This is a genomic window from Pseudomonas sp. 2VD (assembly GCF_005503585.1).
GTDB lineage: Bacteria > Pseudomonadota > Gammaproteobacteria > Pseudomonadales > Pseudomonadaceae > Pseudomonas > Pseudomonas aeruginosa.
The window spans coordinates 1-22,302 of record NZ_SCND01000061.1 but is presented as its reverse complement, the minus strand read 5'-3'; the positions used below and the strand labels follow the sequence as shown (position 1 = coordinate 22,302).

Genomic DNA, 22,302 nt, shown 5'->3' with positions numbered 1-22,302 from the left:
GCGCATGGGCGCTGCCGGCTAGCCGGGATCGCCGCCCAGAAGCCGGGCGGGGGCGCGCAACACCGGTTCCCGCTCGACCGCTGCGGGCCGCTGCAAGTCCTCGGCGTCGGCGCGCTCGGCGGTCGACAGGTCGCTGGCGTGGAACCCGGTGATCCGCAACAGGGCCAGGGTACAGGCCAGCGAGACCAGCGCGTAGCAGGCCGAGGCCAGGGCCACGCCGACGATGCTGCCGGTACTGTTGAGAATCCACTGGGCCAGTACCGGCGTACCGCCGCCGACCAGCAGCGAGCAGAGCTGGTAGGCCAGCGACAGGCCGGTGTAGCGCACCCGCGCCGGGAAGGCTCGGGCGAGGATACCGCCCACCGCGCCGTAGAACATCGCGTGCGGCACCGTGGCCAGGCACATGCCGGCCGCGGCGATCCAGTAGACCTTGGTTTCCACGGCGAAGAACATCGCCGGCATCAGGATGAACTCCGGCAGCACCATCAGGCATGCCGCCTTGCGCATGTCGATGCGCGAAGTGAGCAGCGCCCCCAGCGGCTGGCTGAGGAACTGCACCACCAGCGCGACCACGATGATGCTGAGGAAGGTGCCCTGGCTGTAGCCGAGGGTCTTGGTCGCCCAGGAGAGGGCGAAGGTGCTCTTGAAGTAGGTGACGTGGATGATCGGCAGCACGCCGGCGCCGAGCAGGACGATCTTCCAGTGCTTGCCCAGCACCTCGGCGAGCGGCAGCTTCACCGTGCGCTTCTGCGCCAGCACACGCTTCATGTCTTCCGACTCCTCCAGCTTCAGGCGGATCACCATGCCGACGATGACCAGCACCGCAGAGAGCAGGAACGGCGCGCGCCAGCCCCAGAGAATGAAGTCCGAGGCGGGCAGGGCGCTGAGGGCGAAGAACGCCAGGGTCGCCAGCAGGTTGCCGGTGGGCGAGCCCTGCTGGGCGAAGGCGGCGTACAGGATGCCCTTGCCCTTGGGCGCGCTTTCGCTGGCGATCAGGATCGCGCCGCCCCACTCGCCGCCGACCGCGATGCCCTGGACGATACGCAGCGCCACCAGGGAGATCGGCGCCCAGATGCCGATCTGCGTATAGACCGGCAACAGGCCGATGCAGGTCGTGGCGATGCCCATCATGATCAGGGTGATCACCAGGGTGGTCTTGCGGCCGATGCGGTCGCCGAGATGGCCGAAGATGATCCCGCCCAGCGGGCGAGCGATGAAGCCCGACCAGAGGGTGACGAAGGACAGCAGGGTGGCCAGGCCCGGATCCATGTCGGCGGGGAAGAATACCTTGCCGAACACCAGGGCGGCGGCCAGGCCGTAGATGTAGAAGTCGTACCACTCGATGGTGGTGCCGATGAAGGAGGCGATACCGGCCCTGCGGGCCTTCTTGTGCAGGTCGGCGTCTTCGGGAGAGGGCGTGCGCGGCATGGGTCGAGTCCTGTTTATTGTTGTTCTCGCCGACACGCCGCTCCCTACCGCCCTTCGCTGAAAGGCGGGGCGGAAACGCTGGTTTCCGTGGATGGAGAGCGTGCGTCGGTGTTGACCCGGGTGCCTCGGAGTCTAGGTGGCACCCCCGCAAATCAATAGTCTTTTAATCTTATGGCTCGATAAGGGATTCCATATCGACGTTTTCCGTCAGCCCTCGCTCAGGCGTCGTCCAGGCCGCTCTTCAGCGTCGCCAGGAACGCCTGCGCCGCCCGGGAAGGTTCGCTGGCCGGAAGGATCGCGTGGATCTCCGAACGCGCGCCGGCCGGCTCGATCTCCAGGTAGCGCACCTCGTTCCGCCAGGCCAGGCAGAGGGTCTCCGGGATCAGCGCGACGCCCATGCCGAGACCGACCATGGCGGCGACGGTCTGCCACAGGCGCGCCTCGTGGCGGATGCGCGGGCTGAAGCCGGCGTCCACGCAGCGGGCGATGATCAGGTCGTGGTAGTGCGGGGAGACATTGCGCGGGAAGAGGATGAAGTCTTCGTCGCGCAGTTCGGCGAGGTCCAGACGCGCCTGGCCTGCCAGGCGGTGCCCGGCGGGCAGGCAGCAGAGGAACGGGTCGCTGATCAAGGGTTCGGAGACGATTTCCGCCGGCAGCCTGCCCCAGTGCACGAAGCCCAGGTCGATCTGCCCGCGCTGCAACGCCTGGGCCTGCTCCGCGCTGTTCATTTCGCCGAGCACCACCTCCATGTTCGGGTGCTCTCGTTCGAAGCGGGACATGGCCCTGGGCAGGCCGCGGTAGAGCATGGAGTTGACGAAGCCGACGCGCAGCTGGCCGACGTCGCCCTCGGCGGATAGCTGGGTCAGGCGTTTCACCTTCTCTGCCTGCAGCAGCAGGTTGCGCGCTTCCACCAGCAGGACCTGGCCGGCGCCGGTGAGCTTCACCGACTTGTTGTTGCGCAGCAGCAATTGGGTTCCGAGCTGTTCCTCCAGCTTCTTGATGTCGAAGCTCAGCGCCGGCTGGGAGATGAACAGGCGAGCCGCGGCGCGACCGAAATGCAGTTCCTCGGCGACCGCGATGAAGTAGCGAAGCTGTCTGAGATCCATGGCAGGCACCTGGTTCTACGATCTGTTTTTCTTATCGTCGATGATTTTTTTTGTATTGGATGCTTATCGAACCACTCGCCTAGTCTCGGCGCAAGACAAGCAGGAGCCGCGCCATGACCGCCATGCCCGAAGTACTTCGCGAAGATACGCTGAACATCCCCGACAGCCGTGGGCTGAATCTCTACACCTGCGATCCGGCCCTGGAGCGGCTGCTGGAGGTATACCTGCCGCCGGCGTTGCTCGCCGAATGGCGGCCGCTCCTCGAACGGCTCGGCGCTCGTGCCGGCGGCGAGCTGGACGTGCTGGCGCTGGCGGCGGACAAGAACCCGCCGGTGCTGGCGCCGCGCACCCGCCGCGGCGAGGATTTGCAGAGCATTCGCAAGCATCCGGACTACGTCGCCCTCGAACGGGTGGCCTATGCCGAACTCGGCCTGGCTTCCATGAGCCATCGCCCGGACGGCCCGCCGCCGCTGGTGAAGTATGCGCTCACCCACCTGTTCGTACAGGCCGAGTTCGGCCTTTGCTGCCCGGTCAGCATGACCGACTCGCTGACCCGCACCCTGCGCAGGTTCGGCGCGCCGGAACTGGTTGAGCGCTATCTGCCGTCCCTCGCCTCGCGGGATTTCGACGAGCTGTTCCAGGGCGCCATGTTCATGACCGAGCAGGCCGCCGGCTCCGACGTGGCGCGGACCCGTACCGTGGCGCGGGAGCAGGGCGGCGAGTGGAAGCTCTACGGCGACAAGTGGTTCTGCTCCAACCCGGACGCCGACCTGGCGATGGTCCTGGCCCGGCCCGAAGGCGCGCCGGAAGGAATGAAGGGCGTGACCCTGTTCCTGTTGCCGAAGGTCCGCGAGGACGGCACGCGCAACGCCTATCGCATCGTCCGCCTGAAGGACAAGCTGGGCAGCCGCTCCATGGCCAGCGGCGAAGTCCGCCTGGAAGGCGCCAGCGCCTACCTGATCGGCGAGATCGGCCGCGGCTTCCAGCAGATGGCCGACATGGTCAACATGTCGCGCCTGTCCAACGGCGTGCGCGCCGCCGGGCTGATGCGCCGGGCGCTGAGCGAGGCGCTGTTCGTCGCCCGCCATCGGCACGCCTTTGGCAAGCACCTGATCGACATGCCGCTGATGCAGAAGCAGTTGCTGAAGATGATGCTGCCCACCGAACAGGCGCGTTCGATGTTCATGCAGATCGCCACGCTGCTGCCGCGCGCCGATGGCGGCGAGGTCGAGGCGCAGAAATGCGTGCGGATCCTCACTCCGCTGATCAAGTTCCGCGCCTGCCGCGATGCGCGACGGGTCACCGGCGACGCCATGGAGGTGCGCGGCGGGGTCGGCTACATCGAGGAGTGGAGCGACCCGCGCCTGGTGCGCGACGCCCACCTGGGGTCGATCTGGGAGGGTACCAGCAACATCGTGGCGCTGGACGTCGCCCGTGCGGTGAGCCGCGAACAGGCGCTCGAACCCTTGCAGCGCCACCTGCGCCGGCTGCTGGATGACAGCGACCTGCCAGGGGACGCCCGCGACCTCTTCGACGAACTGCTGGTGCGAGTGGTCGCGACCATGGCCGACGTCGCCGAGCGCCGCCAGGATGAGCAGGTGCGCCAGGCCGGCAGCGCCCTCTATCACCTGTGCACGGCGATCTTCATGGCCTGGGAGGCCAGCCGCCAGGCACCCGACCAGCGCCGCCTGGCCCTGGCCTTCCTGGTCGCCCGGCACAAGCTGCTGCCGCGCGACCCGCTGCGCCTGGAGGGCTGGACCGACCAGGCCGAACTGCTGGCCAGGGTGGTCGGCGAGGTGCCGCTGAGCCAGGCCGAAGCCATGCAATTGCTGCCGGCCTGACTGCCCGCATTCCCGCTCACAACAACCAGAGAGTCGCCATGACCAATCAGACGGGCGCCCTGCGTGGCCTGAAAATCATCGATCTCAGCCGGGTCCTCGGCGGACCCTACTGCTCCCAGGCGCTGGCCGACCACGGCGCCGAGGTGATCAAGCTGGAACCCCTCGGCGGCGACGAGACCCGTGGCTGGGGGCCACCCTTCGAGGGCGACACGGCGTCCTACTTCAAGGGCGTGAACCGCAACAAGAAGGGCATCGCCGTCGACCTGGCGACGGCGGAGGGCATCGAGCTGCTGCTGCGCTTGCTGGAGGACGCTGACGTACTGCTGGAGAACTTCAAGCCCGGCACCCTGGCGCGCTGGGGGATCGGCTACGAGGAGGTGCTTCGCCAGCGCTTCCCGCGGCTGGTCCACTGCGCGGTATCGGGCTTCGGCGCCGACGGCCCGCTCGGCGGCCTGCCCGGCTACGACGCGGCGATCCAGGCGATGGCCGGACTGATGAGCGTGAACGGCGAGGCCGGCGGCGACGCGTTGCGCATCGGCCTGCCGATCGTCGACATGGTCACCGGGCTGAACGCCATGGCCGGCATCCTCCTCGCCTTCCACGAGCGCCAGGTCAGCGGGCGCGGGCAGTCGGTGGACATCGCCCTGTACGACTGCGGTATTTCCCTGCTGCACCCGCACCTGCCGAACTACTTCGCTTCCGGACGTACGCCCCGGCGTAGCGGCAACGCCCATCCGAACATCGCGCCCTACGACAGCTACCGCACCGGTACCGAGCCGATCTTCCTCGCCGTCGGCAACGACCGCCAGTTCGCCCGCCTGTGCGAGTACCTGGGAGCCGATGAACTGCCGGGGGACCCGCGCTTCGCCGACAACGGCAAGCGCTCGGTCAACCGCGAGGCGCTGAAGCGCGCCCTGGAGGACTACCTGGCGGCCCACGACGGTCGCGAGCTGGCCGAGCGGCTGATCCGTCTCGGCGTGCCCTGCGGAGCGATCGCCACGGTGGATCGGGTGGTGGAACACCCGCACACCCGCCATCGCGGGATGGTCGTCGAACTCGAGGGCTATCGCGGCATCGCCTCTCCGGTGAAGCTTTCGCGCACCCCGGCCAGCTACCGCGCCGCGCCGCCGGTGCTGGGCGGAGACACTCGGGAAGTCCTGGCGGAACTGGGATTGAGCGCCGAGGCGATCGACGCGCTGGTCCGGCGCGGCATCGTCCGCGCCTGAAACCCCGCACGGCACGGCCTGCGCCGTGCAACTCAATCCCCGGGCAATTGGAGATGGCCATGGATTCCTCCCCTGGGGCGGTGAGCCCCGAACTCGTGCTGCTGGAGCGGCCGGAGCAGGGCGTGGCCCTGTTGCGACTGAACCGCCCGGCAGTGCTCAACGCCCTGAACATGCGCCTGCGCGAGGCTCTGGCGGAGCACGTACGGCGCCTCGACGAGTGCGCCGATACCCGGGTCATCGTCCTCACCGGAAATGGCACGGCGTTCGCCGCCGGCGCCGATCTCAACGAACTGGCGGAGGCGTCCGCGCTGGAGATCCAGCAGCGCGGGGTGGAGCGCCACTGGCAGGCGCTCGCCACCTGCCGCAAGCCGCTGATCGCCGCCGTGGAGGGCTATGCCCTGGGCGGAGGCTGCGAGTTGGCGATGCACTGCGACCTGATCGTCGCCGGTGCCTCGGCGCGCTTCGCCCAGCCGGAAGTTCGTGTCGGCGTGATGCCCGGCGCCGGCGGCACCCAGCGCCTGGTGCGAGCGGTGGGCAAGTTCCAGGCGCTGCGCATGCTGTTTACCGGTTGCACGGTACGGGCGCCGGAGGCCCTGGCCATAGGGTTGGTCAGCGAGGTGGCGGCGGATGGCCAGGCATTGGATCGCGCCCTCGAACTGGCTCGCCAGATCGCCGGCCTGCCGCCGCTGGCGCTGGCGCAGATCAAGGAAGTGGTCCTGGCCGGCGCCGACCTGCCGCTGGACCAGGCCCTGGCGCTGGAGCGCAAGGCCTTCCAGTTGCTGTTCGACAGCCACGACCAGAAGGAGGGCATGCGGGCCTTCCTGGAAAAACGCACAGCGGAGTACCTGGGAAAATGAGCGAGCCACCGATCGTTCTCATCGGTATCGTCGGTACCGGTGCCATGGGCCAGGGCATCGCCCAGCTCGCTGCCTGTGCCGGGCTGTCGGTGCTGCTCTACGACAGCCGCCAGGGGGCGGCGCTGCAAGCGCGCGAGCAGATCGCCACGGTCCTTGCCCGGCAGGTGGAGCGGGGCCGGCTGGAGGCGGAGGCTGTCGAGCGCGCGATGGGCAATCTGCGGGTGGTCGAGGACTTGCGGGTCCTACGCGGCTGCCAGTTGGTGATCGAGGCGATCGTCGAGAACCTGGAGGCCAAGCAGGCGTTGTTCCGCCAATTGGAAGAGGTGGTCGGCGACGAAGCGATCCTCGCCAGCAATACCTCCTCGCTGTCGGTTACCGCGATCGCCTCGGCCTGTCGCGATCCCGGCCGGGTCGCCGGTCTGCACTTCTTCAATCCGGTGCCGCTGATGCGTCTGGTGGAGGTGATCGACGGTCTCGCCACCCGCACCGGCATCGCCGAGCGACTGTGCGCCCTGGTGGCGACCTTCGGCCACCAGTCGGTGCGTGCCACGGACAGCCCCGGCTTCATCGTCAACCATGCCGGACGGGCCTTCGGCACCGAGGCGCTGCGTATCCTCGGCGAGGGCGTGGCGCCGGTGGCGGCGATCGACGAAGTCCTGCGCGAGGGCGCCGGCTTCCGCATGGGCCCGTTCGAGCTGTTCGACCTGGTCGGGTTGGACGTCAGCCTGCCGGTGATGGAGTCGATCTACCGGCAGTACTACGAGGAGCCGCGTTATCGTCCGCATCCCTTGCTGCGCCAGATGCTCGCCGCCGGCCGCCTGGGGCGCAAGAGCGGCCAGGGCTTCTACCGCTACGACGGCGCTGGGCAGGTGCCCGCCGCCGCCCCGGCGGTTGCGCCAGGCGCGGCGTTGCCGCCGGTGTGGCTGGGCGTCGACGACGAACATGACCGCGCGCCATTGCTGACGTTGCTACAACGTCTGGGCGCCGAGGTGGAGAGCGGCGAGCGTCCTTCCGGGGCGGCGTTGTGCCTGCTTGCGCCGCTGGGCGCCGACGTCAGCGCCGCAGCGCGGCGGTTCGCCGTCGATCCGACGCGCAGCCTGGCCATCGACGTGCTGTCGGACCTGGAGCGACACCGCTGCCTGATGGCCTGCCCGGCGACCCGAGCGGAGCTGCAGCAGGCCGCTCGCACCCTGTTCGCACGGGACGGCGTGGGCGTCACGCTGATTCGCGACAGCGCCGGGTTCATCGTCCAGCGCACCCTCGCCTCGATCGTCAATCTCGCCTGCGACATCGCCCAGCAGGGTATCGCTTCGGTGGAGCACATCGACCTGGCGGTGCGCCTCGGTCTCGGCTATCCGCTGGGGCCGCTGGAGTGGGGCGACCGACTGGGGGCCGGGCGCGTGCTGCGCATCCTCGAACGCCTGCATGCGCTCAGCGGCGACCCGCGCTATCGCCCCAGTCCCTGGCTGCGCCGGCGCGCCCAACTGGGCCTTTCCCTGCGCCAGCCGGACAGCCCGTTGGCCTCCTGATCCCTTCGCGGAGAAACACACCATGCTCGATGCCTATATCTACGCCGGCCTGCGTACGCCTTTCGGCCGGCATGCCGGTGCACTCTCGACGGTGCGTCCGGACGACCTGGCCGGCCTGCTGCTGGCGCGTCTCGCGGAAACCTCCGGGTTCGCCGTCGACGACCTGGAGGATGTGATCCTCGGTTGCACCAACCAGGCCGGCGAAGACAGCCGCAACCTGGCGCGCAACGCGCTGCTCGCAGCCGGCCTGCCGGCGCGGCTGCCCGGGCAGACGGTCAACCGCTTGTGTGCCAGCGGACTGTCGGCGGTGATCGACGCGGCGCGCGCGATCAGTTGCGGCGAGGGCCGGCTGTACCTGGCCGGCGGCGCCGAAAGCATGTCCCGGGCGCCGTTCGTCATGGGTAAGGCGGAGAGCGCCTTCAGCCGCACGCTGGAGGTCTTCGACAGCACCATCGGCGCGCGCTTCGCCAACCCCAGGCTGGTCGAGCGCTATGGCAACGACAGCATGCCGGAGACCGGCGACAACGTGGCCCGCGCCTTCGGCATCGCCCGCGAAGACGCCGACCGTTTCGCCGCTTCTTCCCAGGCGCGCTACCAGGCTGCGCTGGAGGAGGGCTTTTTCCTCGGCGAGATCCTTCCGGTGGAGGTGCGTGCCGGACGCAAGGGCGAGACGCGGCTGGTGGAGCGCGACGAGCATCCGCGGCCGCAGGCCGACCTGGCGGCCCTGGCGCGCTTGCCGGCGTTGTTCGTCGGCGGGGTAGTGACCGCCGGCAATGCCTCGGGGATCAACGACGGGGCGGCGGTAGTGCTGCTGGGCGACCGCGCGATCGGCGAGCGCGAGGGCATCCGGCCGCTGGCGCGGATCCTCGCCAGCGCCAGCGTCGGCGTCGAGCCCCGGCTGATGGGCATCGGCCCGCAGCAGGCGATCCTCCGCGCGCTGCAACGCGCCGGCATCGACCTGGACGAGGTCGGCCTGATCGAGATCAACGAAGCCTTCGCGCCGCAAGTCCTGGCCTGCCTGAAGTTGCTCGGCCTGGACTACGAGGACCCGCGGGTCAATCCCCATGGCGGCGCCATCGCCCTCGGCCATCCGCTCGGCGCCTCCGGTGCGCGCCTGGTGCTCACCGCCGCCCGCGGGCTGCAACGCATCGAGCGGCGCTACGCGGTGGTCAGCCTGTGCGTCGGGCTCGGCCAGGGCGTGGCGATGGTGATCGAGCGCTGCCGATGAGACACCGTTCCCCCTAGAAAAAGAGGCGCCCAGGCGCCCGTCCGGAGTGCGTATGAACAACAACAAGAAATGCGCGTTTTTCCTGCTGCCGATCCTTGCCGGCGATAGCGTTCCCGCCCTGGCCGAGGGCTTCCTCGAAGACTCGCGGGCCAGCCTGGCCTTGCGCAACTTCTACATGAACCGCGACTTCCGCGATGGCGTGGGGCGTGCGAAAAGCGAGGAGTGGGCCCAGGGCTTTCTCTTCGACTACCGCTCGGGCTATACCGAGGGCACCCTCGGCGTGGGTCTCGACCTGCTGGGCAAGCTCGGCGTCCGGCTCGATTCCGGCGCGGGGCGTAGCGGCACCGGCCTGCTTCCGCTTCGCGACGATGGCAGCGCGGCGGGCGACTACGCGCGGCTGGACGCGACCGCCAAGCTGCGCCTGTCGCGCAGCGAGCTGAAGGTCGGCGGCCTGGTGCCGAAGCTACCGACCATCCAGCCCAACTACGGGCGGCTATTCCCCCAGGTGTTCCAGGGCGCGCTGCTGACTTCCGGCGAACTGAGCGGACTGAGCCTGAACCTGGGACGGCTGACCGAGGTCAGCCAGCGCAACGAGGCGGGCACCAGCGACCTGGCGCTGTTCAACCGCAACCGGCGTTTCGCCGGCGCGGCGCAGGCGGACCGTTTCGACCTGGCTGGCCTGGACTACCGTATCACCCCGGACTGGACCGGCAGCTACCACTATGGCGAACTGGAGCAGGTCTACGCCCAGCATTTCCTCGGTCTCAAGGGGCGCCTCGGCGTCGCCGCGGATAGCCTGGAGAGCGACTTGCGCCTGGCGCTCAGCCGGGATACCGGCGGCGCTCGCGGCGGGCGCATCGACAACCGTTCCTTCAGCGGGTCGCTCACCTACCGCCTGCGCAACGGCCAGGCCTTCGGCCTGGGCTACCAGCGGATGAGCGGCGACCACGGTTTCCCCTACCTGGAGGGGACCGATCCGTACCTGGTCAATTTCGGCCAGTACAACGACTTCGCCGAGGCTGGCGAATCCTCCTGGCAACTGCGCTACGACTGCGACTTCGCGCCGCTCGGGGTGCCCGGCCTGAGCCTGATGACGCGCTATTTCAGCGGCCATGGCGCGAAACCGAAGGGCGCCGACGGCAGTCGCGAGTGGGAACGCGACAGCGACCTGCGCTACGTGTTGCAGGGCGGTCCGCTGAAGGGACTGGGGCTGGTCTGGCGCAACGCTACCTACCGTTCGGCCTTCAGCCGCGACATCGACGAGAACCGCCTGTACCTGACCTATGAGCTGCCGCTGTTCTGAGCCGCTCAGCCCTTGGCGGCGCTGACCCCTTCGAGGGTGGCGAAGGAGGTGTCCTTGGCGGTGAGCAGGAAGTCGCGCATGAATGGCGCATCGAACATGTCCGTGCGGATGGCGGCGAAGAGCGTGCAGTACAGACCCTTTTCACCGAGGCGCCGGGCCGTCACGTAGCCGCGCGAGCTGTACTCGTGCAGGGCCCAGTTCGGCAGGCAGCAGACGCCGCGACCGGAGGCCACCAGCTGCATCATCATCACGGTCAGCTCGGCTATGCGCACCTGCGCCGGCTCCACGTCGGCGGGGTCGAGGAAGCGGGTGAAGACGTCGAGACGATCGCGTTCCACCGGATAGGTGATCAGGGTTTCCCGCTCCAGGTCCTCCGGGACGACGTACGGTCGACCAGCCAGGGCATGCTGGTTGGCCACCGCCAGCAGCGCTTCGTAGGTGAACAGTGGCACGTAGGTGATGCCGGGCAACTCGATCGGGTCGGCGGTTACCACCAGGTCGAGGTCGCCGCGGGCCAGGGCCGGCAGCGGCGCGAAGGAGAAGCCCGAGGCCAGGTCCAGTTCGACTTCCGGCCAGGCGTCGCGGAACTGGTCGATGGTCGGCATCAGCCACTGGAAGCAACTGTGGCATTCGATGGCCATGTGCAGGCGCCCGGCGGTACCGCCGGCGAGCCGTGCCAGGTCGCGCTCGGCGGTGCGCAGTTGGGGCAGCAGCGAGTCGGCCAGTTGCAGCAGGCGCAGCCCGGCGCTGGTGAAGCGTACCGGCTTGGTCTTGCGCACGAACAACTGCATGCCCAGGCGCTCTTCCAGTTCCTTGAACTGGTGCGACAGCGCCGACTGGGTAAGGTGCAGGCGCTCGGCGGCTTCCACCAGGCTGTCGGCTTCGCGCAGCGCGTGCAGGGTCTTGAGGTGGCGAAGTTCGAGCATGGCGGCCTCTGTATGAGCAAAACTTGATAGCGGTGCGGATTCGTTGAGTTTGTCTCATACGCCAGGGGCTGTCGACAAGCGATGGCCTCGATCCCGCAGAGCGCGCGATCGTGGAGCGACGGGGAGAATAGCCCGGCACACGGGACGGCGGCCCGGAGCAGCGGCGCAACGCCGCAGAGCCACAACGTCACGACCGCCTGGCGGCATTCATCAAACTGTCACGCTACTGTGGCAGCGCGCTGGACGAAATTTAATCAGAATCGCGCTCCACTGGGGTTTTGCGTTCTGGGTTTTCTTCATGCGTGCTTTCATCTTCCTGGCCGCCTTGTTGTGCAGCCTCTCCTCCTTTGCGGCGGCGCGTTGCGACGCACGCGTACCTACCGAGACGGTCGAACTGGGCGACGTGCGCCTGGCCTACCAGAGCATCGGCCGCGACAGCGATCCGGCCCTGCTGCTGGTGATGGGCCTGGGCGGGCAACTGATCCACTGGCCGGACGAGGTGGTCAGCGCCCTGTGCGAGCAAGGCTTCCGGGTGATCCGCTACGACAACCGTGACGTCGGCCTGTCGGCCTGGAACGTGCCGGTGCCCAGCTCGCGGCTGACCTACGAAGTGGTGCGTTATCGCCTCGGCCTGCCGGTCAGCGCGCCCTATACCCTCACCGACATGGCCGGCGATGCCCTGCATCTGCTCGATGCGCTGGATATCCCCCAGGCCCATGTGCTCGGCGCCAGCATGGGCGGGATGATCGCCCAGCACATCGCCGACATGGCGCCGCAGCGCCTGCTCAGCCTGACCCTGGTGATGACCAGCTCCGGCGCCGAAGGCCTGCCGGCGCCCAGCGAGTCGCTGCTGCGCCTGCTGGCGCGGCGCGAGGCGGCCAGCCGCAAGCAGGCGGTCGAGCAGCAGGCCGACCTGCTGGCGGCGCTGGGCAGCCCGGAAGTGCGCGACGATCGCCAGCAACTTCTGTTGCAGGCCGCACGTTCCTACGACCGCGCGTTCAACCCGGAAGGCGTGCAGCGGCAATTGCTGGCGATCCTCGCCGAACCCAGCCGGGTGCCGCTGCTGAACCGTCTGCAGGTGCCGACCCTGGTGATCCATGGCACCGCCGATCCGCTGCTGCCGGTGATGCACGGCGTGCACGTGGCGGCGCATATCCGTGGCTCGGAGCTGAAGCTGATCCCCGGTCTCGCCCATCGCTTCCAGGAAGCCTTCAAGGAGCCGTTGCTGGCGGCGGTGGTGCCTTACCTGAAGGCCCATCGGCAGGCCAGCGTCGTCCAGCTCTGAAGCCGCGCTCGCGGTCTCAGGCGTGCAGGCGTACCCAGAGGCCCACCAGCACGCTTGCCGCCACCAGCCAGGCCAGCGCCGCCAGGGCCAGCGAGGTCTCCAGGCGGAAGCGCTCGACCAGCAGGTAGAGCGCGGCGAGATAGACGAAGTAGGGGATGATCGACCACATGCCGAAGACGATGGTGGTCTTCAGGTCGTCCAGCGAACGGCCCTTGCCGACGATGTAGTGGGCAATCAGGGCGAAGGTGGGAAACAGCGGCACCAGGCCGGCGATGTAGTAGTTGCGGGTCTTCGACAGGACGGCGAGGAGCACGACCACGGCGGCGCCGATCAGCGCCTTGAACATCAGGTCCACGGGATTCTCGACTGCGGCGGCGCCACCGGCTTGGTGGCGTCGCGCATTATGCCCGGATCGTCCCGTACCCTTCCATAACGAACGAGGCCCGCAAAAGCGGGCCTCGACGTTTCTGGCTGGCGATCAGGCCGCATGCACCCGCGGGCGATGCGGATGCTCGCTCTGCAGGTACTGGCCGAGGCGCACCTGCTGGCTCGGCGAGAGGAACAGGCCGAGCTTGCTGCGGCGCCAGAGGATGTCCTCGGCGTCCTGGGCCCACTCGTGCTTGCACAGGTAGTCCACTTCGCGGGCATACAGGCCGCCGCCCAGGTGCTCGCCGAGATCGGCTTCGCCATTGACCCCGTCCAGCAGGCGCCATACCCGGGTGCCGTAGGTGCGCGCCCAGCGCAGCGCCAGTTCGCGGTCGAGCCAGGCGTAGCGGTTGGCCAGTTGCTCGGTGAGCGCCTCGACGCTCTGCATCTGCTCGCCGCCCGGCAGCGGTGCCTTGGCGGTCCAGGCCGGGCCGAGATTGGCGAAGAACGGCTGGAGCTGCGTCAGCGCCGATTCGGCCAGCTTGCGGTAGGTGGTCAGCTTGCCGCCGAACACCGAGAGCAGCGGCGGCTCGCCGTTGCCGGCGGAGAGCGACAGGGTGTAATCGCGGGTGATCGCCGAAGGCTCGTCGGACTCGTCGTCGCACAGCGGACGCACGCCGGCGAAGCTGTGCAGGATGTCGGCGGCCGCGAGTTGCTGCTTGAAATGGGCGTTCACCACTTGCAGCAGGTAGGCGGTTTCCTCTTCGCTGATCGCCACCTTGGCCGGGTCGCCCTGGTACTCGCGATCGGTGGTGCCGATCATGGTGAAGCGGTCCAGATAGGGGATGGCGAAGACGATGCGGCGGTCTTCGTTCTGCAGGATGTAGGCGTGCTCGCCTTCGTACAGCTTCGGCACGATGATGTGGCTGCCCTGGATCAGGCGGATACCGTAGGGCGACTTCTGTTTCAGGTCGTCCTGGATGAAGCGCGCTACCCAGGGGCCGGCTGCGTTCACCAGGGCGCGGGCGCGGATCGAATACAGGCTGCCGTCGCTGCGCTCCAGGTGCAGGTGCCAGAGTCCCTTGCTGCGACGGGCGCTGACGCAGCGGGTGCGGGTATGGACGTGGGCGCCGTGCTCGCGGGCGGAGATCGCGTTGAGCACCACCAGGCGCGCATCGTCCACCGCGCAGTCGGAGTACTCGAAGCCACGGCGGATCTCGGCCTTCAGCGGGCTGCTGCCGGTGAAGCGCAGGCCGCGCGAGGCGGGCAGCTTCTCGCGCTTGCCGAGGTGATCGTAGAGGAACAGGCCGGCACGGATCATCCAGGCCGGGCGCAGGTGCGGACGGTGCGGCAGGACGAAGCGCAGCGGCTTGACGATGTGCGGCGCCTTGGCCAGCAGGACCTCGCGCTCGGCCAGGGCTTCGCGGACCAGGCGGAATTCGTAGTGTTCGAGGTAGCGCAGGCCGCCGTGGATCAGCTTGCTGCTGGCCGAGGAGGTGTGCTGGGCCAGGTCGTGCTGTTCGCAAAGGAACACGGACAGGCCGCGCCCGGCTGCGTCGGCGGCGATCCCTACACCGTTGATGCCACCGCCGACCACGGCGACATCGTAGACTTCGGCGAGTGGAGCGGAGGGGGTGTGCGCTTGACTCATGTGAAAGGCCCTGAAGTCGAAAGTGAACGTAGTTTTGTTCGAATTCGAAAATAGCTTAGTCGATTGCGCAGTTATTGACCAGCCCGATTCACCAGGCTTTTTCAATTTCGAAGGGTTGCCCGGGCGCTACCGGTTCGCCCGTCCGCGCGGGAACCGCCCCTCTTCCGCATGCGGGAAAGCGGCCGCCGAGGGTCGTGGCGCATGGAGAGGGGGCGGCAGGTGGTTTTTCTGAAACGAACATTCACGGCGCCGAACGGCGCCGTGGCAGGGGAAATGCCTCAGACCAGGTCCAGGTGAACCTTGTGCTGTGCCATCAGGCGGGCGATGGCGGCGGGCGGCGGGCTGTCGCTGATGACCCGGTTGACCAGCGAGATCGGGCCCAGGCGGACCACCGCGTTGCGCCCGAACTTGCTCGAGTCGGCGGCCAGGAACACTTGCCGCGCGTTGTCGATGATCGCCTGGGATACGCGCACCTCCTGGTAGTCGAAGTCGAGCAGGCTGCCATCCTCGTCGATGCCGCTGATGCCGACCAGGGCGAAGTCGACGCGGAACTGCTGGATGAAGTCCACCGCGGCCTGGCCGACGATGCCGCCGTCGCTGCGTACGGTGCCGCCGGCGACCAGCACTTCGAAGTCTTCCTTGGCGCTGAGGGTGGCGGCCACGTGCAGGTTGTTGGTGATGATCTTCAGGTTACGGTGGTTGAGCAGGGCGCGGGCGATGGCCTCGGTGGTGGTGCCGATGTTGATGAACAGCGAGGCGTTGTCCGGCACCAGGCTGGCCACGGCTTCGGCGATGCGCTGCTTCTCGTCGCGCATCTGGTCGGCGCGCATGGTGTAGGCGGTGTTCTCGATGCTCGAATCGTAGGCCGCACCGCCGTGGTAGCGGCGCAGCAGTCCCTGTTCGGCGAGCTGGTTGATGTCGCGGCGGATGGTCTGCGGGGTGACCGCGAACATCTGCGCCATCTCCTCGATGCTCAGGTAACCGCGCTCGCGGACCTCCTCGATGATGCTTTGCTGTCGGGGGGGCAGGTTCATGGGTTGTTCTCGTGCTGCCGGGCCGGGACCCTGGAAAGTCGCCAAGAATGCCGCACGCGGGGGGCCGTTGTCAGCCGTGCATGAGTCGTAGAGGGCGCCGCGGCGGCACCCGGCCGCCGCGCGCAAACGTTACCCAGGGCATGCCAGAGCGGCGCCGGGGAACACGCCATTCGCCGCATCGCGGCGGACGAATGGCGCCAGTTCGTCACAGTTCGCCGTCGTCCCAGCCGCGAGTGCGCTCCACTGCTTTCTTCCAGCCGGCATAGAGCTTTTCGCGCCGGGGCTCGTCGCACTCCGGCTCGAACACCCGCTCGATCACCGCCTTGCTCTTCAGCTCGTCGAGGCTGCTCCAGAAGCCGCAGGCCAGGCCGGCCAGGTAGGCGGCGCCGAGGGCGGTGGTCTCGCGCATCACCGGACGTTCCACGCGGGTGCCGAGGATGTCGGCCTGGAACTGCATGAGGAAGTTGTTGGCCACCGCCCCGCCGTCGACGCGCAGAGCGCGCAGGCGTTCGCCGGCATCGCGCTGCATGGCGTCGAGCACGTCGCGGGTCTGGTAGGCGATGGACTCCAGGGTGGCGCGGATCAGGTGGTCGGCCTTGACTCCACGGGTCAGGCCGAACACTGCGCCGCGCGCATAGGGGTCCCAATAGGGCGCGCCGAGTCCGGTGAAGGCCGGTACCAGGTAGACGCCGTTGCTGTCCTTGACCTTGGTGGCGAAGTATTCGGAATCGAAGGAGTCGTTGATCACCTTCAGTTCGTCGCGCAACCACTGCACCGTGGAGCCGCCGTTGAACACCGCGCCCTCCAGGGCGTAGCCGACCTCGCCGCGCGGGCCGCAGGCGATGGTGGTGAGCAGGCCATGGGTGGACTTCACCGCCTTGTCGCCGGTGTGCATCAGCAGGAAGCAGCCGGTGCCGTAGGTGTTCTTCGCCTGGCCCGGTTCCACGCACATCTGGCCGAACAGGGCGGCCTGCTGGTCGCCGGCGATCCCGGCGATCGGCAGCTCGCCGCCGCCGACCCCGCCGATCCGGGCGTTGCCGTAGACCTCCGAAGAGTTGCGCACCTCGGGCAGCATCGAGCGGGGAATGTCGAGCACCTCGAGCATCCGCGCGTCCCAGTCGAGGCTGTGGATGTTGAACAGCATGGTCCGCGAGGCATTGGTGTAGTCGGTGACGTGGACCTTGCCTTCGGTGAGCTTCCAGATCAGCCAGGTGTCGATGGTGCCGAACAACAGGTCGCCGTTGCGCGCGCGTTCGCGGGCGCCTTCGACGTTGTCGAGGATCCACTTCAGCTTGGTCCCGGAAAAGTACGGGTCGGTGACCAGACCGGTGGTTTCGCGGATGTAGTCTTCCAGCCCGTCGCGCTTGAGCTGCGCGCAGATCGCCGCGCTGCGCCGGCACTGCCAGACGATGGCGTTGTGGATCGGCCGACCGCTGTGACGGTCCCAGACCACCGTGGTCTCGCGCTGGTTGGTGATGCCGATGGCGGCCACCTGGTCGTGCTCGATGCTGGCCTGGGCGAGGGCCTCGACCAGGGTCGAACTCTGCGTGGCCCAGATTTCCATCGGATCGTGTTCGACCCAGCCGGCCTGCGGATAGAACTGGGCGAACTCGCGCTGGGCCTGGCTGACCACGTTGGCATCGCGGTCGAAGACGATGGCGCGGGAGCTGGTGGTGCCCTGGTCCAGGGCGACGACGTATTTCTTGTTGTGCTTGTCGGTCATGGCTGTGGCCTTGTGGCTATGGCAGGAAAGAGCGGGCGGTCAGGAAGCGCGAACCTTCTCCGGCTCGGCTTCGGCGGGCGCCGCGGCGCTCGGCAGATGGCGCGCGATCAGTACACGATAGCCGCCGGCGCCGAGGCAGGCACCGAGGATCGGGGCGAAGATCGGCACCAGGAAGTAGGGAATCTCGCGGCCGCCGGTGAAGGCGATGGGCCCCCAGCCGGCCAGGTAGGTCATCAGCTTGGGGCCGAAGTCGCGCGCCGGGTTCATCGCGAAACCGGTCAGCGGGCCCATGGCGCTGCCGATCACGGCGATCAGCAGGCCGATCAGCAGCGGCGCCAACGGACCGCGCGGCAGGCCGTTGCCGTCGTCGGTAAGAGCCATGATCACCGCCATGAGGATGGCGGTGATCACCACTTCGACGAGGAACGCCTGGCCGACCGACAGCGCCGGGTGCGGATAGGTGGAGAACACCGAGGCCAGGGCCAGGCTGTCCTGGCTGCCGCGGACGATGTTCTGCGCCTGTTCGAACTCGATGAACAGGCTGCTGTAGAGGGTGTAGACCAGCGCTGCGGCGCAGAACGCACCGGCCACCTGGGCGGTGATGTAGAACGGCAGCTTGCGCCCCTCGAAGCCGGCGAACAGCCACAGCGCGATGCTCACCGCCGGGTTCAGGTGGGCGCCGGAGACGCCGGCGCTGAGGTAGATCGCCATGCTCACGCCGACCCCCCAGATGATGCTGATTTCCCACAGGCCGAAGCTGGCGCCGGCGACCTTCAGGGCCGCGACGCAACCGGTGCCGAAGAAGATGAGGAGGGCGGTGCCGAGGAACTCGGCCAGGCATTGGCCGAACAGGGACGGGGTCGGGGCGGCGGTGGTCATGGGGCCTCTCTTGTCTGTTCTTGTAATTATGGCGGGCAGCCGTGAAAATTGTTCAGTTTCGAAAAAATATATTCACAAAGGAATGCTGTCAAAGCGCGAAGATGAACGTTTGTCCGAAAAACGACCCTCCGGTTTCGTTTTCGCGGCCAATCGAATATCGCTACCGAGGCACGCGGGCCGCGGCATCGGCGCCCGTGCAGCAGGGGCGGCGATGGCTTAAGGTAGGCGCCGGTTTTCAGCCAACGTTCTTCTCCGGGAGTGACCATGACCCCTGCCATCGACCTGCTGAAAAAGGCCCGCGCCGAGCACAAGGTGCTCAGCTACAGCCACGACCCCAAGGCACCTTCCTATGGCCTGGAGGCCGCGGAAAAGCTCGGTCTGGACCCGCAGCGGGTGTTCAAGACGCTGCTCGCCGCCACGGAGAAGGGCGAGCTGCTGGTGGCGGTGGTGCCGGTGATCGGCAGTCTCGACCTGAAGGCCCTGGCCCATGCGGCGGGGGCGAAGAAGGCCGACATGGCTGATCCGCAGGCGGCGCAGCGGGCCACCGGCTACCTGGTGGGCGGGATCAGCCCGCTGGGGCAGAAGAAGCGCCTGCGTACCTTCATCGATGAAAGCGCGCGGCAGTACCCGAGCATCCATGTCAGCGCAGGACGGCGCGGGCTGGAAGTGGAGCTGGCGGCCGAGGTGCTGGCCCAGCTGACCCAGGGTTCGTTCGCCGCCATCGGCCGTGAATGAGCCGCTAATCCCGCCGGCCTAGCGGTCGGCATTCGTCTTACTTTTCAATCTGTCAGGTTTTCCATGTCCCACTATCTCCTCGCCATCGACCAGGGCACCACCAGCTCCCGCGCCATCGTGTTCAGTGCCCAGGGCTTGCCGGTGGCGAGCTGCCAGCAGGAATTCAAGCAGTACTTCCCGAAGGACGGCTGGGTGGAGCACGACGGCGAGGAAATCTGGCTGACCACCCTCCAGGTCTGTCGCGACGCGCTCGCCCGCAAGGGCTTGCGCGCGGCCGACATCGCCGCCATCGGCATCACCAACCAGCGCGAGACCACGCTGGTCTGGGACGCCGCCAGCGGCGACCTGATCCACCCGGCCATCGTCTGGCAGGATCGTCGTACCGCCGACTACTGTGCCGAACTCAAGGCCGCCGGCCACGAGGCGAACGTCAGCGCGCGTACCGGGCTGCTGATCGATCCGTATTTCTCCGCCACCAAGCTGCGCTGGATCCTCGACAACGTGCCCGGCGCCCGCCAGCGCGCCGAACGCGGCGAGCTGCGCTTCGGCACCGTCGACTGCTTCCTGCTCTGGCGCCTGACCGGCGGCCGCTCCCATCGCACCGACGCGACCAACGCTTCGCGCACCCTGCTGTTCAACATCCACAGCCAGGACTGGGACGAGGAATTGCTGGCGCTGTTCGAGATCCCGCGCAGCCTGCTGCCGGAGGTACTCGACTGCGCGGCGGAGTTCGGCGTCAGCGAGCCGTCGCTGCTTGGCGCGGCGATCCCGGTGCTGGGCATGGCCGGCGACCAGCAGGCCGCGCTGATCGGCCAGGCCTGCTTCCAGCCGGGCATGGTGAAGAGCACCTACGGCACCGGCTGCTTCATGATCCAGAACACCGGCGAGCAGCCGGTGACCTCGAAGAACCGCCTGCTCACCACGGTCGGCTACCGCCTGGACGGCAAGGTCAGCTACGCGGTGGAGGGCAGCATCTTCGTCGCCGGCGCCGCGGTGCAATGGCTGCGCGACGGCATCAAGCTGATCGACCACGCCCACGAGAGCGAAGCCCTGGCGATCCAGGCCGGCGACTCCAACGGCGTCTACCTGGTTCCGGCCTTTACCGGCCTCGGCGCGCCCTACTGGGACCCGAAGGCGCGCGGCGCGATCTTCGGCCTGACCCGCGACACCGGAATCAAGGAGATCGTCACCGCCGGTCTGCAATCGGTCTGCTACCAGACCCGCGACCTGCTCGAAGCGATGCGCCAGGACGGCACGCCGCCCAGCGCGCTGCGGGTGGACGGCGGGATGGTGGTGAACAACTGGGTGATGCAATTCCTCACCGACATCCTTGGCGTCACCGTGGAGCGCCCGGAAGTCACCGAGACCACCGCCCTCGGCGTGGCCTACATGGCCGGGCTGAAGGCCGGCTTCTATCGCGACCTGGACGACATCGCCAGCCACTGGCACCTGCAGCGCCGCTTCGCCGCACACATGGCCGAGGAGCGCCGCGGCGAACTCTACGCCGGCTGGCAGAACGCGGTGCGACGGGTGCGCAGCGAGGCCTGAGCGGCGTTTCGCGGAAAAAGGCGGCGTTTTTGCCGGCGGCTTCACAACGCCGGCAGGTCGCCGCAAACGCCCGCTCGGGCAATGGGTCGAAGGCAGGGCGAAGTCCCACTGTTACGATCGGAAAAGATCGCACTGTATCGCCCATCCCGGAGCCTGCGGCGGCATGCTGTGGCGATCGTTCCCAGGAGGTCTGCCATGCAGCTCGAGTTCCACCAGGTCGACGCGTTTTCTTCCCGTCCGTTCAGCGGCAATCCCGCCGTGGTCTATCGCCTCGACGCCTGGCTGGCGGACGAGCTGATGCAGATGATCGCGACCGAGCACAACCTCTCCGAGACCGCCTTCGTCGTTCGCGAAGGAGAGGCCTGGCGGATCCGCTGGTTCACCCCGAGCGTCGAGGTGGCGCTCTGCGGCCACGCCACACTGGCTGCGGCCCACGTACTGTTCGAGGTCTACGACGAGCCGGGCGAGCGCCTGGAATTCATCTCGCGCTCCGGTGCGCTGCGGGTCAACCGCGAGGACGAGCGGCTGGTCCTGGATTTCCCCGCGCAGTATCCGAGCGAGGTCGGTAGCACCGTCGAGCTGGAGCAGGCCCTGGGCCTGCCGCCGGTGGACGTGCTGGGCTCCACCGACAAGCTGCTGGTGCTGCTCGAGTCCGAAGAGGCGGTGCGCGCCTGTCGCCCCGACTTCGCGGCCCTGGCGCGGCTGCCCTGGCGTGGAGTGATCGTCACCGCGCGGGGTCTGCAGAAGGATTTCGTCTCGCGCTTCTTCGCCCCGGCGATGGGCGTCGACGAAGACCCGGTCACCGGCTCCGCGCATTGCAGCCTGATTCCCTACTGGGCCCAGCGCTTGAACAAACTGTCGCTGACCGCCCAGCAGTGCTCGGCGCGCGGCGGCGAGCTGTGGTGCCGGTTGGAGGGCGAGCGGGTGAGTATCGCCGGGCATGCGGTGCTGGTGGCGAGCGGAAGGATTCGATTGGGCTGAGGGCGCTTCAGGAGGGGGGATGACCTCGTGCATGCCAGACTTCCACATACCGAAGCCCTGATCCGTAGAGTGAATAACCGCTTGCGGTTATCCGCCCTACGGATCGGGTTCCTGGCATGCACGAAGTGAGGCTTGCCCTCCAAGTGGTGGGGCGGCAAACCCGCCCCGTCAGGAGGCCGAGCGGAATCGTTGCGGAGGGGGGCGAGTGGCAGGATGCCGCGAGAGCCGCCTCGGTCCATGAAGGACCGTGGCGGCGTGCCGCCGGGAGCAACGATGCAGCGAGGGCACCCCAGCCGAGAAGCGGCTGGGGCCGGATGCCGGGGCGAGTCTTTTGGTTCCTTTTGGACGCTTGCAAAAGGCACTCGCCTGGGAAGGCGAAACAAGAGGCCAAGGCAGGCACAAAGAACAGCTTGACCACCAAACATGACGCCCGCTCAAGCGCTAAGCAACAGCGTCCCCCCTCACTGCCGTGTAGCTAAGAAATCGCGAGCGATATAGTCCCGTAGGGCGAATACCGCCACAGGCGGTATCCGCCGATGCCCTGGAGAGCCGGCGGATAACCGCAAGCGGTTATTCGCCCTACGGATCGGGCTCCTGGCTTGCCCTCCGAGTGGTGGGCGAGTCTTTTGGACGCTTGCAGAAGGAACTCGCCTGGA

At 67.9% G+C, this 22,302-nt stretch carries 18 protein-coding genes; 10 read left to right on the top strand and 8 right to left on the bottom strand.

The window, feature by feature from the left end; translation table 11 throughout:
* Window positions 1–18: 18 nt before the first annotated feature.
* On the bottom strand, window positions 19–1,428 hold the full coding sequence (locus tag FFS27_RS09835) for an MFS transporter (protein ID WP_003109708.1): 1,410 nt from the start codon (window positions 1,426–1,428) through the stop codon (window positions 19–21).
* Window positions 1,429–1,646: 218 nt separating this feature from the next.
* Entirely contained in the window at window positions 1,647–2,534 is an 888-nt protein-coding gene (locus FFS27_RS09825; RefSeq protein ID WP_021265153.1) for a LysR substrate-binding domain-containing protein, read from the bottom strand.
* A gap of 113 nt (window positions 2,535–2,647) precedes the next feature.
* Here FFS27_RS09825 and FFS27_RS09820 point away from each other — a divergent pair, with 113 nt between their 5' ends.
* The 6 genes from FFS27_RS09820 to FFS27_RS09795 are packed head-to-tail and all read left to right on the top strand — an operon-like array spanning window position 2,648 to window position 10,518.
* The gene (locus FFS27_RS09820) at window positions 2,648–4,375 is read left to right on the top strand and encodes an acyl-CoA dehydrogenase family protein (protein ID WP_023100867.1); all 1,728 of its coding nucleotides are present in this window, start codon (window positions 2,648–2,650) and stop codon (window positions 4,373–4,375) included.
* A 38-nt stretch (window positions 4,376–4,413) separates the two neighbouring features.
* Window positions 4,414–5,601 carry a CaiB/BaiF CoA transferase family protein gene (locus FFS27_RS09815; RefSeq protein ID WP_137951985.1) on the top strand — a complete coding sequence of 396 codons (1,188 nt, stop codon included), beginning with the start codon at window positions 4,414–4,416 and terminating at the stop codon, window positions 5,599–5,601.
* 59 nt (window positions 5,602–5,660) lie between these two features.
* Complete coding sequence (locus FFS27_RS09810) at window positions 5,661–6,458, top strand: enoyl-CoA hydratase (protein WP_021265152.1); 798 nt, start codon at window positions 5,661–5,663, stop codon at window positions 6,456–6,458.
* Window positions 6,455–7,987, top strand: a complete 1,533-nt coding sequence (locus tag FFS27_RS09805) for a 3-hydroxyacyl-CoA dehydrogenase (protein WP_023100868.1) — start codon at window positions 6,455–6,457, stop codon at window positions 7,985–7,987. The genes FFS27_RS09810 and FFS27_RS09805 overlap by 4 nt, the downstream gene beginning before the upstream one ends.
* Window positions 7,988–8,009: 22 nt before the next feature.
* Window positions 8,010–9,215 (top strand): 3-oxoadipyl-CoA thiolase, encoded by a 1,206-nt coding sequence (locus FFS27_RS09800; protein ID WP_023100869.1) that lies wholly within the window; start codon window positions 8,010–8,012, stop codon window positions 9,213–9,215.
* Between the two features lie 52 nt (window positions 9,216–9,267).
* Window positions 9,268–10,518 carry an OprD family porin gene (locus tag FFS27_RS09795; protein WP_023100870.1) on the top strand — a complete coding sequence of 417 codons (1,251 nt, stop codon included), beginning with the start codon at window positions 9,268–9,270 and terminating at the stop codon, window positions 10,516–10,518.
* Between the two features lie 5 nt (window positions 10,519–10,523).
* On the opposite strand, the gene metR is transcribed toward FFS27_RS09795, so the two are convergent.
* The gene (metR, locus tag FFS27_RS09790) at window positions 10,524–11,444 is read right to left on the bottom strand and encodes a transcriptional regulator MetR (protein ID WP_003109716.1); all 921 of its coding nucleotides are present in this window, start codon (window positions 11,442–11,444) and stop codon (window positions 10,524–10,526) included.
* 298 nt (window positions 11,445–11,742) lie between these two features.
* Between metR and FFS27_RS09785 the strand changes: the two genes are divergently transcribed.
* Window positions 11,743–12,729, top strand: coding sequence for an alpha/beta fold hydrolase (locus FFS27_RS09785; RefSeq protein ID WP_003092179.1), 987 nt, complete (start codon window positions 11,743–11,745; stop codon window positions 12,727–12,729).
* A 16-nt stretch (window positions 12,730–12,745) separates the two neighbouring features.
* Here FFS27_RS09785 and FFS27_RS09780 read toward each other — a convergent pair whose 3' ends face one another.
* From FFS27_RS09780 to glpF, 5 genes are all read right to left on the bottom strand, one after another.
* Window positions 12,746–13,075, bottom strand: coding sequence for a GlpM family protein (locus FFS27_RS09780; RefSeq protein WP_003119370.1), 330 nt, complete (start codon window positions 13,073–13,075; stop codon window positions 12,746–12,748).
* A gap of 132 nt (window positions 13,076–13,207) precedes the next feature.
* Window positions 13,208–14,746: a glycerol-3-phosphate dehydrogenase gene (gene glpD, locus FFS27_RS09775; RefSeq protein ID WP_003098460.1), complete on the bottom strand. Its 1,539-nt coding sequence runs from the start codon at window positions 14,744–14,746 to the stop codon at window positions 13,208–13,210.
* Window positions 14,747–15,024: 278 nt separating this feature from the next.
* Window positions 15,025–15,780, bottom strand: a complete 756-nt coding sequence (locus FFS27_RS09770) for a DeoR/GlpR family transcriptional regulator (protein WP_003092173.1) — start codon at window positions 15,778–15,780, stop codon at window positions 15,025–15,027.
* Window positions 15,781–15,985: 205 nt separating this feature from the next.
* Window positions 15,986–17,503: a glycerol kinase GlpK gene (glpK, locus tag FFS27_RS09760; protein ID WP_003092168.1), complete on the bottom strand. Its 1,518-nt coding sequence runs from the start codon at window positions 17,501–17,503 to the stop codon at window positions 15,986–15,988.
* Between the two features lie 39 nt (window positions 17,504–17,542).
* On the bottom strand, window positions 17,543–18,382 hold the full coding sequence (gene glpF / locus FFS27_RS09755) for a glycerol uptake facilitator protein GlpF (RefSeq protein ID WP_003092166.1): 840 nt from the start codon (window positions 18,380–18,382) through the stop codon (window positions 17,543–17,545).
* Window positions 18,383–18,646: 264 nt separating this feature from the next.
* Between glpF and ybaK the strand changes: the two genes are divergently transcribed.
* The 3 genes from ybaK (at window position 18,647) to FFS27_RS09740 (ending at window position 21,646) form a co-directional block, all read left to right on the top strand.
* On the top strand, window positions 18,647–19,117 hold the full coding sequence (gene ybaK, locus FFS27_RS09750; protein WP_003092163.1) for a Cys-tRNA(Pro) deacylase: 471 nt from the start codon (window positions 18,647–18,649) through the stop codon (window positions 19,115–19,117).
* Between the two features lie 63 nt (window positions 19,118–19,180).
* On the top strand, window positions 19,181–20,665 hold the full coding sequence (gene glpK / locus FFS27_RS09745) for a glycerol kinase GlpK (protein ID WP_003092161.1): 1,485 nt from the start codon (window positions 19,181–19,183) through the stop codon (window positions 20,663–20,665).
* Between the two features lie 195 nt (window positions 20,666–20,860).
* Window positions 20,861–21,646: a PhzF family phenazine biosynthesis protein gene (locus tag FFS27_RS09740; protein ID WP_003159513.1), complete on the top strand. Its 786-nt coding sequence runs from the start codon at window positions 20,861–20,863 to the stop codon at window positions 21,644–21,646.
* Window positions 21,647–22,302 lie beyond the last annotated feature (656 nt).

Excerpts from the sequence above, each read along its gene's own strand:
- FFS27_RS09835 (WP_003109708.1), bottom strand. The coding sequence starts at position 1,428 with ATGCCGCGCACGCCCTCTCCCGAAGACGCCGACCTGCACAAGAAGGCC.
- FFS27_RS09825 (WP_021265153.1), bottom strand. The coding sequence starts at position 2,534 with ATGGATCTCAGACAGCTTCGCTACTTCATCGCGGTCGCCGAGGAACTG.
- FFS27_RS09820 (WP_023100867.1), top strand. The coding sequence starts at position 2,648 with ATGACCGCCATGCCCGAAGTACTTCGCGAAGATACGCTGAACATCCCC.
- FFS27_RS09815 (WP_137951985.1), top strand. The coding sequence starts at position 4,414 with ATGACCAATCAGACGGGCGCCCTGCGTGGCCTGAAAATCATCGATCTC.
- FFS27_RS09810 (WP_021265152.1), top strand. The coding sequence starts at position 5,661 with ATGGATTCCTCCCCTGGGGCGGTGAGCCCCGAACTCGTGCTGCTGGAG.
- FFS27_RS09805 (WP_023100868.1), top strand. The coding sequence starts at position 6,455 with ATGAGCGAGCCACCGATCGTTCTCATCGGTATCGTCGGTACCGGTGCC.
- FFS27_RS09800 (WP_023100869.1), top strand. The coding sequence starts at position 8,010 with ATGCTCGATGCCTATATCTACGCCGGCCTGCGTACGCCTTTCGGCCGG.
- FFS27_RS09795 (WP_023100870.1), top strand. The coding sequence starts at position 9,268 with ATGAACAACAACAAGAAATGCGCGTTTTTCCTGCTGCCGATCCTTGCC.
- metR (WP_003109716.1), bottom strand. The coding sequence starts at position 11,444 with ATGCTCGAACTTCGCCACCTCAAGACCCTGCACGCGCTGCGCGAAGCC.
- FFS27_RS09785 (WP_003092179.1), top strand. The coding sequence starts at position 11,743 with ATGCGTGCTTTCATCTTCCTGGCCGCCTTGTTGTGCAGCCTCTCCTCC.
- FFS27_RS09780 (WP_003119370.1), bottom strand. The coding sequence starts at position 13,075 with ATGTTCAAGGCGCTGATCGGCGCCGCCGTGGTCGTGCTCCTCGCCGTC.
- glpD (WP_003098460.1), bottom strand. The coding sequence starts at position 14,746 with ATGAGTCAAGCGCACACCCCCTCCGCTCCACTCGCCGAAGTCTACGAT.
- FFS27_RS09770 (WP_003092173.1), bottom strand. The coding sequence starts at position 15,780 with ATGAACCTGCCCCCCCGACAGCAAAGCATCATCGAGGAGGTCCGCGAG.
- glpK (WP_003092168.1), bottom strand. The coding sequence starts at position 17,503 with ATGACCGACAAGCACAACAAGAAATACGTCGTCGCCCTGGACCAGGGC.
- glpF (WP_003092166.1), bottom strand. The coding sequence starts at position 18,382 with ATGACCACCGCCGCCCCGACCCCGTCCCTGTTCGGCCAATGCCTGGCC.
- ybaK (WP_003092163.1), top strand. The coding sequence starts at position 18,647 with ATGACCCCTGCCATCGACCTGCTGAAAAAGGCCCGCGCCGAGCACAAG.
- glpK (WP_003092161.1), top strand. The coding sequence starts at position 19,181 with ATGTCCCACTATCTCCTCGCCATCGACCAGGGCACCACCAGCTCCCGC.
- FFS27_RS09740 (WP_003159513.1), top strand. The coding sequence starts at position 20,861 with ATGCAGCTCGAGTTCCACCAGGTCGACGCGTTTTCTTCCCGTCCGTTC.